The following is a 14,242-nucleotide window of genomic DNA, read 5'->3' on the forward strand; positions in this document are numbered from 1 at the left end:
AATGACCTCTTCAGCAAAACCCAGTATTGCATTTATCGGTGCCGGCAACATGGCTGGCGCCATCTTGCGTGGTCTCCTTCACCAGGGTTATCCGGCCGACCTGATCTGGGCCGCAGATCCGGGTGCAGAAAAACTCCAGGCCCTGGCCTCAGAAACCGGGATCAACACGACTCAGGATAATACCCAGGCTATAGCCGCGGCGGATGTAGTGGTGCTGGCCGTCAAGCCTCAAGTTATGCAACAGGTTTTAGCTTCCCTGCAGGCCAGCTTGAATGAACATCGGCCGCTGGTCGTCAGCATAGCGGCCGGGTTGACCTGTGACACCCTGCAAGAATGGATGGCTGGCCGCCTGCCCTTGGTTCGCTCCATGCCCAATACTCCTTCTCTTCTGGGAGTCGGCGTTGCTGGCTTGTTTGCCACCGCCGAGGTTGAAGATGAGCAAAAGGCCTGGGTCGAACAGATCAGTGAGGCTGTAGGTCAGGCCTTCTGGGTTGAAGATGAAGCCCAGCTGGAAGCCGTCACCGCTGTTTCCGGTTCTGGCCCGGCCTATTATTTCCTGTTTACTGAAGCCCTTGCGGCTGCTGGCAAGGAGCTTGGACTCTCCGAGGAGCTGGCGCTGAAACTGGCTGAGAATACGGCTGCAGGTGCCGGGCAGATGCTGTTGCAAACCGAGGATAGCCCCGAAGCCCTGAGAGCCAAGGTGACTTCACCCGGAGGCACCACTGCTGAAGCCATTGCCAGTTTTGAAGCAGGTGGTCTGCGTGAACTCGTGGCCAAATCGGCCCGAGCGGCTGCCGAGCGGGCCAGAAGTCTGTCCGAGGAATTGAAAGGCTGACCCCTGAGTCCAGACTGTTTAAACTAGACATTTATTATCGAATATCAAAGAGCGGAGAAATTTATGGGCATGGGTATGGGAATGGCATCCTTTATACAATTGCTGTTTCACCTGGCAACCTTTGTTGTAGTGCTGAGGTTCCTCTTGCATCTGAGCAAGGCGGATTACTTCAACCCCATCACCCAGGGTATTGTGAAGGCCACCAATCCTGTGGTCCGGCCCCTGCAGACAGTTTTGCGCCCCTATCGCCGCCTGGATCTGGCCAGCCTGGTGTTGGCTATCCTGATCAAATCCCTGGGGATTTTCCTGGCCCTGCAGCTGATGGGCGAACTGGCAGGCATCGGTAGTATCCTGATTGGTGGTGTGGCCGGGGTGATCAAAACCATTTTGGATCTGTACTTCTTTGCCCTGATCATTTCCATCATTCTTAGCTGGGTGGCTCCTCAAGCGGCTCATCCGGGTGCCCTGCTGGTTTACCAGATCACTGAACCCCTGTTGGCTCCGGTTCGTCGATTGATTCCCAGTCTGGGTGGCCTGGATTTATCGCCCATCTTTGTTTTTCTGGGCATCAATCTGGTATCCAGCGTTCTGGTGGGAATCCTTGCCCAGGCTGCCGGCCTGCCGGTTGCCCGCTTTATCGGCATGTAAACAAGGATGCCTTCTTCTTTTCTGCAAGTTGGTGACCAGCAGGACCTGATTGCCTCCTTGAGTGTCAGCCAGGTCAACCAAAAGGCTAAACAGCTGCTGGAGCAGGGCCTGGCCAGCATCTGGGTGGAAGGTGAAGTTTCCAATTTTATGGCCTCGGCAGCAGGTCACTGGTATTTCACGCTCAAGGATGAGCGGGCACAAATCAGTTGTGTCATGTTTGCCGGTCGCAACCAACTGGTGGCCCACCGGGTAGCCAATGGTGATCAACTGCAGGTGCGTGGCCAGGTCAGCCTCTATGAAGGTCGGGGTCAGTATCAGCTGCTGGCTGATCGTTTACGCCCTTGTGGGGATGGCGACCTTCTGGCCCGTCTGGAAGCACTGAAAAAAAAGCTTGGAGATGAAGGCCTTTTTGCCCAGGATAAAAAACGTCCCCTGCCCGAGTTTCCTCAACGGATAGGTCTGATTACTTCGCCCCATGGCGCTGCACTGCGAGACCTGCTCAAGGTGCTCAAGAGTCGTTGGCCCCTGGCAGAAATCCTTCTCTATCCGGCTCAGGTTCAGGGTGCCGAGGCTCCAGCCGCTCTGCGCAGGGCCCTGGCCCTGGCCCAGTATCACGGTCATCCCGAAGTCCTGATCCTGGCGCGTGGCGGCGGCAGTCTGGAAGATTTGCAGGCTTTTAACGATGAAACTCTGGCGCGCATGGTGGCAGCCAGTGCCATGCCCGTGGTAACCGGTGTCGGGCATGAGACGGATTTCACCCTGGTGGATTTTGTCAGTGACTGGCGCGCGCCCACGCCCTCTGCGGCTGCGGAAAGGGTGACGCCGGATGGCCCCACCATCAATGCCCGCCTGACTTCCCTGCAGGGCCGCCTTGTACATGCTCAGGCTACTCACCTGCGTTCCCTGCAACAGCGGCTGGATCAACTGGTTTTCAGGGCCAGACAACCCCAACGTTACCTGGAGAAAGCCGCCAGCCAGCTGCAAAGCCTGCAGCAGCGTCTGCAGACCCAGCATCCCCAGCGTCAGTTGCAACTAAGACGTCAGCAACTGGTGCGTCTGGATCAGCGTTTGGCGGCTGCCCATCCGGGCCGATATTTGCTCCAGCAACAACGTCAGCTGGCTGCTCTGCAGCAGCGTTTTCAGTTGGCCTGGCAGCATCTGCAAACTCGACGTGAACAAAAACTGCAACAGGCTGCCCAGCAGTTGCAGGCGATCAGCCCTCTTCAGACGCTGGCCCGGGGCTATGCGCTGGCCAAAAATGATCAGGGCCAGCTGGTACGCTCTTCCACCCAGGTGCAAACAGGGGATCTACTCGAGATTCAATTGGCTGAAGGCTGGCTGGATTGCCGTGTGGAAAACTCTGTCCCAAAACAGACGTAATCTTGCAAATCAATGGCATCCGGCTTATACAGGAGGGATCTTACAAGCTATTGATGCCGGGAAGGACTCATGTCGCTACTAGCACGTTTAACCCTAAGCTGTTTGTTTCTTTTGCTGCTGGCCGGTCCGGCTGCTGCTGGTTTCTGGCCCCATGAATCCCGGGTTCCTGGCGGTATTGCGTTATTGGAGGTTCCCCAGCAAACACAAGCCGCCCCGCAAGTTTTTTTTGATGGTCATCGGGTCTATACCGCCCGTCGTGACGGACGTTGGTATGCCTGGGTGGGTATTCCCCTGGATCAATCGCCCGGCCAGACACAGGCCCTGTGGCGAACTCGCGATGGAGATCTGCCGCTCACCTTTGTCGTGGAAGACAAGCAGTATCCAGCTCAGCATCTGGATGTGGACTACCAGTATGTTGCCCTCTCGGATGAGGATCTGGCCCGGGTTCGACGTGAGCTGCCCGAGCTGCGTGGTGCCATGAATGCTTTTCGCCCGGTAAGTGAAGATCTTCCCGTACGTATCCAGCAGCCTCTAGAAGGCCGGGTGTCCAGTCTCTTCGGGTTTCGCCGGGTATTTAACGGGGAGCCCAGAAACCCCCATTCAGGATTGGATATTGCCGCTCCCCTGGGCACACCGGTAAAAGCCGTTTTTCCCGGCAAGGTGACGGCAAGAAACCATTACTTCTTCAATGGTAAGACCCTGGTCATCGATCATGGCCTGGGGATGACCAGTATGTACTGCCACCTGGATGGTTTTGCCGACCTCCAGCCGGGAGACCGGGTTAGCGCAGGTCAGGTCATCGGTCAGGTGGGCACCACTGGTCGTTCTACCGGACCTCATCTACACTGGACCATGACTTTGAATGCAGCTCGGGTCGATCCCCAGCTTTTTATAGCGCCGGAAAACCGCCCGCAAGAATAATACAAGGATGCTGTTTATATGTTGAGAAGGTTGTTCCTGCCGCTAGTGCTCCTGGTGCTGGCCTATGCACTCTGGGCGAGTGCTGATTTTATGGAAATTGCTGCCGGGGTGGCCTTGTTCATGTTTGGCATGCTCTGCCTGGAGGAAGGTTTCAAGACCTTCACCGGAGGAACGCTGGAAAGCCTCCTGCGCAAGTCGACCGACCGCCTTTGGAAAAGTCTCTCCTTTGGTGTTGTTAGCACCACAGCCATGCAATCCAGCTCCCTGGTCTCCCTGATCACCGTCTCCTTTGTCAGTGCAGAAATGATTACCCTGGCTGCCGGTATCGGCATCATCATGGGCGCGAATATAGGCACTACCACCGGAGCCTGGTTGATCGCCGGCTTGGGTCTGAAGGTGGATATTGCTGCCTATGCCATGCCGGGTCTGATTTTTGGCATGCTACTGATCATGCAGAAAAGCAAGACCCTCAAGGGGTTCGGTAATCTGCTGCTAGGTTTTGCTTTCCTGTTTTTGGGTATCCATTACATGAAAGAAGGGTTTGATGCCTTCCAGGGCAATTTTGATCTTTCTGCCTATGCCCTGCCCGGTCTAATGGGGTTACTGGTTTATACCCTGGTAGGTATGTTGATTACAGTAATCATGCAGTCCTCCCACGCCAGTTTGCTGATCATCATTACCGCCCTTTCTGCCGGGCAGGTAACCTATGAAAATGCGCTGGCGCTGGCTATCGGGGCCAATCTTGGTAGCACCATCACGATTATTCTCGGTGCCCTGGCTTCCAATCTGGGCGGCAAGCGCCTGGCAGCATCGCATGTGCTCTTTAATGTACTGACAGCGGCTGTGGCTATTGTATTTATTGGCCAGATCGCCTGGTTGGTTGATCAGGGTGGTTTTCTTCTGGGCATCCGCGAAGATGATTACCTACTGAAATTGGCCTTGTTTCATACCCTGTTTAATGTGATGGGGGTGCTCTTGCTGGCTCCTTTTGTGCAGCCGCTATCCCGTCTTCTGATCGCTCGTATTACTTTTCAGAAGCAGTCGGCGGAAACCCCGCTCTATCTTTATCCGGAGGCACTGGAAACACCGGAAACGGCTGTTAATGCCGTGCGCAAGGAGGTCCGCCACCTGTTCGACAATGCCTTTGGTCTGCTTGCGCATGGGGTCAGTATGAAACGCTCGGTGGTGAAGTCCGAGGAGTCCTTGTCCGAAGCCGTAAAATACACCCGCAAGATTTTTCCGGTGGATGTGGATGATGTCTATGAAGACAAGATCAAAAGCCTGCATAGCGATATTGTCGATTTTATTGCCAAGGCCCAGGCGGAAGAGTCCACACAAAAGGCAACCGAAGAACTCTATGTGTTACGCCAGGCCAGTCGCAAGCTGGTCGAAGCCGTCAAGGGCATGAAGCATCTGCACAAGAATCTCAGTCGTTATGGCCTGTCGACCAATCCAGCCGTTCGCGAGCGCTATGATTTGATCCGTTTGCAACTGGCACGCCTGCTGCGGGATTTACACCGGTTACTGGAAGCCGACAGTAATGATGTCACCACTTTGTCACTGGATGCGCTTAGGGTTTCTCTGGAGAAATCCAGCCGTCAGTTAATCGATGAACTGGATGAAATGATTCGTCATCGTCGTCTGGTCGCCCGAGTGGCTACTTCGATCATGAATGATGAATCCTATGTCAGTGATATCAGCACCAATCTGATAGATGCTGTCCACACTCTCCTGCTGCCACAACTGGATGATGATTCCAGCTCTTTAACGCTGGATAAGCAGGAAATCAGCCAGCTGGTGGATGAGGGTGCGGAGAAGACAGGAGCCTGAGCATGAAACTGAAAAAGCTGCTGGAGCAGGTTGGGGATTTTCTGGATGCCGACAGTAAAACCCAGGCCAAGGAAATCAAGTCCATTCGCAAGGTGCTCAAAGAGCTGAAGAAAAAAGAGCACAAGCTGAAGGCTGAGCTCAAGGGCCTGCCCAAAGCCGAAGAGGAAGCAAGAGATGAACTGCAGATCAAACTGGATGTGATCTATGCCCAGAGAAAAAAAGGTCTGGATAGGGTTCGGGAATTGAAACAGAGCCGGAAAGAAAAGGACGACTAAAAGAACTTTTCGGGGTTGTAGCTGTCCCTTTGCAATCGGTTAAACTGAAAACACCGGTCATGCTGCTGTTACTCAAGGCGAACCCTCGGCTGTCAGTCGAGCAGCCCGGATGATTTGCTGACTTTTGCACAAGGACCCCGTCAAGATGACGTCTGATAATATGAGCCTACCCAATTCCGGTTTGAAATGGATGCTGGGATTGGCCTCCCTGATCGTGATACTGGCTGGCCTCAAGGCAGCCGAAACCATCGTTCTACCTTTTCTGTTGGCCATCTTTATCGGCATTATCTGTACGCCGCCGCTACATTTCATGACCCACAAGAAGGTGCCTCCTGTCGTTGCCATTTTGATCATTATGGTGTTTTTGATTGTCTTTGGCGGCCTATTAGGGCTCTTTGTCGGTACTGCCATTGATAATTTTATCTCCCGCCTGCCCGATTATCAGCGGCGTCTGGATGCCGAGATGGCCGGTTTGCTGCCCTGGCTGGAAGGTCTGGGCGTTCCGGTCAACCGAAATCAACTTCTGGAGCATTTCAATCCTTCGCAGCTGATGGATTGGGTAGCCAAGGCCCTGACTAATCTGGGGGCGCTTTTGACCAATCTTCTGTTGATGCTGTTTATTGTTGTCTTCCTGCTGCTGGAGGAGGCGACTCTATCCAAGAAGTTGCGCCTGGCTCTGCCCGATGCCAATAACTCGCTGCGCAATGCCAGTGCCTTTATCCGTCAGGTGAATAAGTACCTGGCGATCAAGTCCACCATCAGTTTGGTGACCGGTATTCTTATTGCCAGCTGGACCTGGTTTCTGGGGCTGGATTTTCCGCTTTTGTGGGGTTTGATCGCCCTCTTGATGAATTTTATTCCCAATGTCGGTTCGATTCTCGCTGCCATTCCAGCAGTGTTACTGGCCGTGGTGCAGTTGGGACTGCCGGATGCAGCGCTGGTGGCAGGTGGTTATCTGGCGGTCAATGTGCTCATGGGCAATCTGGTGGAACCCCGTTTTATGGGTAAAGGGCTGGGACTCTCTCCGTTGGTGGTTTTCCTTTCTTTGATTCTCTGGGGCTGGCTGTTTGGTGCAGTGGGCATGTTCCTGTCGATTCCCCTGACCATGATTGCCAAACTGGCGTTGGAGCACTCACCGACAACGCGCTGGTTGGGTGTGATGCTGGGGGATGCACCCAGTCAGGGTCAGCTGGAAGACCGGGATACCGATAATCAGCAAGAGTCAGCCAGGGATTAAAGCTGGCGAATAACCCTAACTCCTGCTTTACGCGGGACGGGTTTATCCTCTAAAATGTTATGTTATAACATTCTGGAGTCTCCATGAAATTTGTAGGTTTTTCTCTGCTTCAGCAGGGGGTATTTGCCCGCCTGCTGCTCTTGCTTCCCTGGCTGATTTTAATCTGGGCTTTAACGGCCTGGGCGCTGGGGTGAATGCATGGTTCAAGAGCAACCCCTGGTCTGCCTGGAAAATCTGACGCTAGGCTATGAAAAGCATCCGGCAGTGCATCATCTGTCCGGGCATATTTACAGCCAAGACCTGCTGGCCGTGGTCGGCCCCAATGGTGCCGGCAAGTCGACGCTACTCAAAGGCTTGATGCAGGAATTGCGCCCTCTGGGGGGACGAATCGGCTGGCCTCAAGGTAAGATTTCCGTAGCCTATTTACCGCAAAGATCCGGTTTGAACCTGGATTTCCCACTGACGGTCGAGGATTTTGTCAGCCTGGGCCATTGGCCTCGCTTGGGTGCTTTTGCAGCCTTTTCCGGAAAACGCCGCCAGCAGGTAAGAGGCGCGATGGAAGCTGTGGGCATGCAAGGGTTTGAACAGGCTTCGCTGGAATCCCTGTCCGGGGGTCAGTTACAACGCATTCTTTTTGCCCGCCTGCTTCTCGAGGATGCCCAGCTATTGTTGCTGGATGAACCCTTTGCTGCTGTGGATGAGCAGACCACCAGCGACCTTCTGCATCTGGTACAGCAACTCAACCGTGAAGGCAAAACCCTGGTAGCGGTTCTTCACGACCTGCATCAGGTTCGTGAGTATTTTCCGCAAACGCTGCTTCTGGCGCGGGATCTGGTGGATTGGGGCCCCACAGTCTCGGTACTGACCCAAGACAACCTGGAAAAAGCCCGAGGCATGCGTGGCCCTTTTGATCCTCTGGCCGATGTTTGTGAAACCCAACCGGGAAGTGCTCACTGATGCTGGATGTTCTTTATCAGGCCTTGCTGGCCCCTTTTATCGATTTTGGTTTCATGCGCCGCGCCCTGGTCGGTTGTTTGGCCTTGAGTTCCAGCGCGACTCCCGTGGGCGTTTTCCTGATGCTGAGGCGCATGAGCCTGACCGGCGATGCCGTGGCTCATGCCATTCTTCCCGGTGCAGCCCTGGGTTATATGGTGGCTGGTTTATCACTGGGTGCCATGACGCTGGGCGGTCTGATGGCCGGTTGGATAGTCGCTCTTCTGGCAGGGGGGTTAGCACGAATTACAGTGCTCAAAGAGGATGCCAATCTGGCTGTCTTCTATCTGCTCTCCCTGGCTCTGGGGGTGCTGCTGGTGTCTACCCAGAATCGCAATATTGATTTATTGCATCTGCTTTTTGGCAGTGTCCTGGCCCTGAACAATGAAGCCCTGGTGCTCTTGGCTGCAATCGCCACCCTGACACTGATATTGCTGGCTGTCTTTCTGAGACCACTGATACTGGAATGCCTCGACCCCGGCTTTCTAAAACGCCATAGCCGCCTGGGCACCCTGACTCACCTGGTATTCCTGGCGCTGGTGGTTCTTAACCTGGTGGCCGGTTTTCAGGCACTGGGAACCCTCATGGCCGTGGGTATTATGATCCTTCCGGCAACTGCTGCCCGCTTCTGGGCCAGACAGCTGGATCAACTGCTGGTGGTGGCTGTGGGTCTGGCTGTCCTGGGGTCCTGGAGTGGCTTGCTCCTCTCCTGGCATTGGGATCTGCCCACGGGTCCGGCCATTATTTTAATGCTGGGCTGCCTGCACCTGATTTCTCTTTTCCTGGGCCGAGATGGCCTTCTTAAACGCTGGATACATCCGGCAAAACACCTGACCTCTTGATGATTAAGGAGTAAGTATGAAGCCTTACCGGTTTTTAACCGTCTTGGCGGCATTTCTTTTGTTGCTGTCCGGCCCTCTCCAGGCTGAAAACAAGCTGCAGGTGGTGACCAGTTTCAGCATTCTCGGTGATATGGCCCGTGAGTTGGGAGGCGACAGAATCCAGGTCACCAGCCTGGTTGGTATCAATGAAGACACCCACACCTATCGTCCCAGACCTTCCGATTCCCGCCTGCTGAATCAGGCGGATCTGGTGATCGACAATGGTTTGAATCTGACCGGCTGGATGGACCGTCTGCTTGATGCTAGTGGTTACCAGGGTCAACTGGTGACGGCCTCTGCCGGTATTAATTTACTTGCGGCTGGCCAGTATCAGGATGAAGCTGATCACCACGACCACGACCACGACCACGACCACGACCACGACCACGACCACGACCACGACCACGACCACGAACATCACCAGGAACACAACCACGATCAGGAACACCACCAAGAGCAGGATCACCATCAAGAACACGATCACGGCCAGGAACACCAACATGAAAGCGAGCAGCCTTCTGGCCATGCCGGGCATGATCACGGTGAATATGATCCTCATGCCTGGTTGAGTCTGATCGAAGCTCAAGTCTATGTTGATAATATTCTGGAAGGCCTAATTGCCCTCGACCCTCAAGGTGAAGCCTTCTATCGCCAGCAAGCCGAGGCCTATCTGGCTGAGCTGCAGGCCTTGCACCAGCACTTCAGCGAAGCCTTTGCCCAACTACCGGAAGATCGTCGCAGCATCATGACCCCCCACGATGCTTTTGCCTATCTGGCCAGGGATTATGATTTAGAACTGGTTTCACCCCAGGGAACAAGCACGGCTTCCGAACCTTCGGCCACTGAAATGGCTCAACTGGTCAGGCAGTTGCAACAACAGGAAGTCGCAGCCGTTTTTCTGGAAAATATCGGCGATCCGCGCCTGGTTGAACAGCTGCAACGCGAAGCTGGCGTGACTCTGGGAGGTACCCTCTATTCCGGCGCTTTGTCCGATGCATCCGGGCCAGCTTCTAGCTATCTGGCGCTGATGGAATATAATTTGAACACCCTCTTACAGGCCTTGAAGCCCTGACAGAGCGGCGTAAAATTCAGGAGAAAGTGAAGAAAACGCTGTAATTGGGGAAGCCGCTGGCGCTGTGCCCGTCTCAACCAGCCTTCCCTGATGGAGTGAATTTCTCACTTTTCCGATTATCCAAGCTCAGGTCATCAAGCATGAAAATAAGCGGCTGGCTTCTTCTGGTTTCAAGCCTCCTTTGGGGATCAAGTCTTCAAGCTCACCCCCATGTCTGGATTGATATGCGCGTAGCGCCCCTGGTCAATAATGAGGGGGAGCTGGTTGCACTCAGGCAGGCTTGGCGGTTTGATCCCTTTTACAGCCTCCTGCTGATTGAAGAACTGGAAGCCGGAGGAAGTGAGGCCGAATTCCAGCAGCGTCTTGATGATCTGATTCAGGACATCGTTACCAACCTCAGGCAGTTTTCTTTCTATACCCAGGTACAGCTGGAGGGACGTTCACTGGACTTTGCTCAGGTCAAGGATTACAACCTGATGGAGATCCACCAGCGCATTGAATTCAGTTTTATCCTGCCTTTGGCAGAACCCGTCGCCCTCCAGGGACAGGAACTGAATTATCAGATCTATGATCCTTCCTACTATATTGAAATGTTGCACCGCCAGGAGGAAGGTATCGATACCAGCCAGCTACCGGAAAGCTGTGAGCTGGATCTGCACCAGGCACAGCCTAGTGATGAAGTCCTGGAGGAGGCCCTGGCACTGGATAAGGACGAAACGCCAGAAGACCCTCAATTGGGCCGTTATTTTGCAGAAACCGTGACTCTTAACTGTCCTTCCGTATGAGAAGATTACTCTCTTTTGTTTGCGGCCTGCTGGTCGTGCTGGCTCTTGTTGAGCCGCTAGGCGCTGAGGCTGCTTTGCCCGGTCTGCCAACGTCTGAATCCGACACGGGTGATGAAATAGCCACTACTGAGCCGGATCGCAGTGGCTCAGCTTCCTCCTGGCAAAAGCTGACTTTTTGGATTCAGCAACAACAGAATCAGCTGCACCGCCAGCTATCCGAACACCTGCAGGCCTTGAGCCAGGGCAAGGCGGAAACCACTGCCTGGGGACTTCTTCTCCTCAGTTTTCTTTACGGTATCTTTCATGCTGCAGGGCCGGGGCATGGCAAGGCTGTTTTGACGGCCTATCTGACCAGTCAGCCGGAACGCCTGGGGCGAGGTCTCTGGTTGTCTTTTATTGCTGCCCAGCTACAGGCCGTGACCGCTATTCTGCTCGTTTGGGTCCTGGTGCATATCTTTGGCTGGTTGGCCCGTCAGGCCTATGCCAGTGTTCCCTATCTGGAAAAAGCCAGCTATCTTCTGATTGCTTTGCTGGGCCTAGGGCTGTTGTTGTCCGCAGCAAAGCGCTTGCTGCAAGATTATCGGGCAAGACAGACACCTGACCTGCAAAGCAGTCAGTGGCAACCGCTTCAACCTGGAGTTGCTAGCAACTACCTGAACCCCCTGAACTCCTCTGAGGTTTTATCTCAACAGACGGTTTGCTCGCATTGTGGCCGGGCTCATCATCTTAACCCTGATGATCTGGATGATAAAAAAGGCCTGAAAACAGCAGGTCTTCTGCTTTCCATCGGCCTGAGGCCCTGCTCGGGAGGGGTCTTGGTTCTGGTGGTGGCCAATCTACTGGGACTCTGGTGGACCGGTGTCCTGGCTGTTTTTGCCATGGCCTTGGGGACCTCGATCACAGTAATGACGCTTGCGCTTCTTGCAGTCAAGGCCAGGCAATTGGCTTTGCGCCTGCTGGGAGAAAAACATTTCGCCTGGCGTTGGTTTACGGGAGCCCTGGGGGGGCTGGGGGGCCTCTTGATTTTCCTTTTGGGTTTGAGTCTCCTGCTGGCCACGGGTAGTGAACATCCCCTGGGTGTAGTCTAGGGTTGTGGATAAGTTTGTGGAGGGAGGGGGATAAAAGCTGTGGCCTCCTGTGGATAATTGCCATCACAACACAGTTTTGCCATTAATTGCAGGTTAATTGACATGGGTTAGGTTTTTGTGGGGGATTTGCGACGCAACCGGGCAGGGATAAGACTAAAATCATTTGATGCCAAATAGATATAGGTAGGAGCCTCCCCCCCATGAAACACCCAGAGGAAATCAGGTTGGATAGTGATGACCTGATTGTCAGCAAGACAGATCCCAAAGGAAAAATAACCTACGCCAACCGGCGATTTATGGAAATTGCTGGTTATTCAGAGCCTGAACTTCTGGGCAAACCCCATAATCTTATCCGTCACGAAGACATGCCTCGAGGCGTCTTTCGTTTTTTGTGGAAAACCCTGCAGGAAGATGAAGAGTTCTTCGGCTATGTAAAAAACCGCACGGCTACAGGCGGCTACTATTGGGTTTTTGCCAATATCACCCCTGATTACACCTATGAATCCACTCTGGCGGGCTATTTTTCCGTGCGTCGTCGGCCCAATTTTGCTGCTGTAGCCCAGGTCAGTGACTGGTATCGGCAGATGCGGGCGATAGAAGCTCAGGAAACAGCTAGCCGGGCACCCGAGGCTTCAATGCAGTGGTTGCTCGAGCAGGTTCGGCAGCAGGGGTGTTCCTACAAGGATCTGGTGAATCAGCTGGAAGAGTTACCGGAGTAGATTATGTACAAGGTTCATCTGGATCATCACCGCTCCAAGGGTTCACCTTTTCTCAGTAGCAAGTTCTTGATTGCCTGTGTGATTTTTAACCTTTTAACGGTGGCAACGGCTCTGGTCGTGCACTTTACCAACCATTGGGTCTGGGTTTGGCTGCCTTCGATCCTGGCCTTGGGTTTTACCTTTTATGCCTGGAATTATTCACGCAAGCCATTAATCACGCTATCTCTGATTGACGATGCCCTACGCAAGGCTCGGGTCGGGGAAATGCATCACCGGATCACCCATACCGAAGGCCTGGGGGAAATCGGTGAAGTCAGCTGGGATCTGAATGATTTTCTGGACTTGATTGAAAGCTACTTCAAGGAAGTGAATGCAGCCTTTGGTGCGGTTTCGCGTGGTGATTTCTCGCGCCAGACCCTGTCCAAGGGCATGCCCGGTGAGTTTTCACGCTCTTTGGATAGCATTAATGAGTCAATCGATGCCATGCAGGCCAATAAGGTCTTTACCGAGCAAAACCGGCTCTCCTCCCAGCTGCACGAACTGAATACCGAAAACCTGAGGGATAACCTGGAACTGACCCAGCAGGATTTGAAAACCATCAGTGAGTCCATTTCCCGAATTACCGAAAGTTCGGAGAAAAATGCCGGTAATGCACGTATTAGTCAGAAAAGTGCTCAGGAACTGGGCGGTTTGTTGCAGAAAATCACCCAGAGTGTGACAGCAGTCAGTGCCACGGTTGAAGAACTGAATCAGCAAAGTGGTGCTGTCTCGGATGCACTGGAAGCCATCACTGATATTTCTGACCAGACAGGTTTGCTGGCCTTGAATGCTTCCATCGAAGCGGCACGCGCCGGGGAACAGGGTCGGGGTTTTGCTGTCGTCGCTGATGAAGTCAAACAGCTTTCACATAAAACCAAGGAGGCGGCCCAGAGCGTCAGCCAGATTCTGCGGGATTTCAGTGAGCAGGTGGGGACTTCCCTGGAAGGTGCCAGAGAAAGTCGCGAGCTTTCCGAGCATATCTCTCGGGAGGTAGAAGGCTTTCAGGAGCGTTTTGCCGAGGTCGCTGAGGATGCGGAAACCACCCTGGAGCAGGTCGCCCTGATAAAGGATCAGAGTTTTGCTTCCCTGCTAAAAGTAGATCACATTATCAGTAAGCAGCAGGGGTATCTGGGCCTCAGTGCCGAAGCCGGTGAAGGCTCCTTTGACGGTCTCTCCCAGGATCGCCTGAGTCGCTGGATCGACAAGACCCGCGATGCCGATCTGGGTCGCTACTCCGGCTTTGCCAGCATTGAAGAGCAACAGCAGGCGGTGTTTGACGGCCTGCACCGGGCTCTGGAGTTATACCAACAGGAAAGTACTGCGCAGCGCAAGGAAATCGTGGCGGCCATGCAGGAAGCCGAGGCAGCCAGTCAACGGCTGATGCAGGCGCTGGATCAACTGGTGATGGAAAAAAACCAATACAAGGAAATCCCTGATTAACTCGTCCGTTCCAGCACTTACCCGGTTAATCAGGGGCTCTTAAATCTCCTTTGAATACCTGTACCAGTGAATAACAGCCTTGCCTGCAAGCAGGGCTGT

Annotated in this window: 14 protein-coding genes; all 14 read left to right on the plus strand. The window is 53.9% G+C overall.

Annotated elements, in window-relative coordinates; genetic code table 11:
* The first annotated feature begins 1 nt into the window (after window position 1).
* Window positions 2-835 (plus strand): pyrroline-5-carboxylate reductase, encoded by an 834-nt coding sequence (proC, locus tag DFK18_RS03435; RefSeq protein ID WP_114416817.1) that lies wholly within the window; start codon window positions 2-4, stop codon window positions 833-835.
* 63 nt (window positions 836-898) lie between these two features.
* A complete protein-coding gene (locus tag DFK18_RS03440; RefSeq protein WP_114416818.1) occupies window positions 899-1,483 on the plus strand; it encodes a YggT family protein in 585 nt (194 codons plus the stop codon).
* A 6-nt stretch (window positions 1,484-1,489) separates the two neighbouring features.
* A complete protein-coding gene (gene xseA / locus DFK18_RS03445; protein ID WP_114416819.1) occupies window positions 1,490-2,863 on the plus strand; it encodes an exodeoxyribonuclease VII large subunit in 1,374 nt (457 codons plus the stop codon).
* Between the two features lie 69 nt (window positions 2,864-2,932).
* Complete coding sequence (locus DFK18_RS03450) at window positions 2,933-3,784, plus strand: peptidoglycan DD-metalloendopeptidase family protein (RefSeq protein ID WP_114416820.1); 852 nt, start codon at window positions 2,933-2,935, stop codon at window positions 3,782-3,784.
* A gap of 18 nt (window positions 3,785-3,802) precedes the next feature.
* Window positions 3,803-5,614 (plus strand): Na/Pi cotransporter family protein, encoded by a 1,812-nt coding sequence (locus DFK18_RS03455; protein ID WP_114416821.1) that lies wholly within the window; start codon window positions 3,803-3,805, stop codon window positions 5,612-5,614.
* Between the two features lie 2 nt (window positions 5,615-5,616).
* The gene (locus tag DFK18_RS03460) at window positions 5,617-5,889 is read left to right on the plus strand and encodes a hypothetical protein (protein WP_114416822.1); all 273 of its coding nucleotides are present in this window, start codon (window positions 5,617-5,619) and stop codon (window positions 5,887-5,889) included.
* Between the two features lie 145 nt (window positions 5,890-6,034).
* Window positions 6,035-7,126, plus strand: a complete 1,092-nt coding sequence (locus tag DFK18_RS03465) for an AI-2E family transporter (RefSeq protein WP_114416823.1) — start codon at window positions 6,035-6,037, stop codon at window positions 7,124-7,126.
* Window positions 7,127-7,324: 198 nt separating this feature from the next.
* The gene (locus tag DFK18_RS03470; protein ID WP_114416824.1) at window positions 7,325-8,083 is read left to right on the plus strand and encodes a metal ABC transporter ATP-binding protein; all 759 of its coding nucleotides are present in this window, start codon (window positions 7,325-7,327) and stop codon (window positions 8,081-8,083) included.
* Window positions 8,083-8,961 (plus strand): metal ABC transporter permease, encoded by an 879-nt coding sequence (locus DFK18_RS03475; protein WP_114416825.1) that lies wholly within the window; start codon window positions 8,083-8,085, stop codon window positions 8,959-8,961. Before DFK18_RS03470 ends, DFK18_RS03475 begins: the two co-directional genes overlap by 1 nt.
* A 16-nt stretch (window positions 8,962-8,977) precedes the next feature.
* Entirely contained in the window at window positions 8,978-10,072 is a 1,095-nt protein-coding gene (locus DFK18_RS03480) for a metal ABC transporter solute-binding protein, Zn/Mn family (RefSeq protein ID WP_114416826.1), read from the plus strand.
* 140 nt (window positions 10,073-10,212) lie between these two features.
* Window positions 10,213-10,857 (plus strand): DUF1007 family protein, encoded by a 645-nt coding sequence (locus DFK18_RS03485; RefSeq protein WP_114416827.1) that lies wholly within the window; start codon window positions 10,213-10,215, stop codon window positions 10,855-10,857.
* The gene (locus DFK18_RS03490; RefSeq protein WP_114416828.1) at window positions 10,854-11,945 is read left to right on the plus strand and encodes a nickel/cobalt transporter; all 1,092 of its coding nucleotides are present in this window, start codon (window positions 10,854-10,856) and stop codon (window positions 11,943-11,945) included. Before DFK18_RS03485 ends, DFK18_RS03490 begins: the two co-directional genes overlap by 4 nt.
* A gap of 200 nt (window positions 11,946-12,145) precedes the next feature.
* On the plus strand, window positions 12,146-12,664 hold the full coding sequence (locus tag DFK18_RS03495; protein ID WP_114416829.1) for a PAS domain-containing protein: 519 nt from the start codon (window positions 12,146-12,148) through the stop codon (window positions 12,662-12,664).
* A 3-nt stretch (window positions 12,665-12,667) separates the two neighbouring features.
* A complete protein-coding gene (locus DFK18_RS03500) occupies window positions 12,668-14,143 on the plus strand; it encodes a methyl-accepting chemotaxis protein (RefSeq protein ID WP_114416830.1) in 1,476 nt (491 codons plus the stop codon).
* Window positions 14,144-14,242: the final 99 nt, after the last annotated feature.

This window comes from Marinospirillum perlucidum, from assembly GCF_003336805.1.
Lineage (GTDB): Bacteria > Pseudomonadota > Gammaproteobacteria > Pseudomonadales > Halomonadaceae > Marinospirillum > Marinospirillum perlucidum.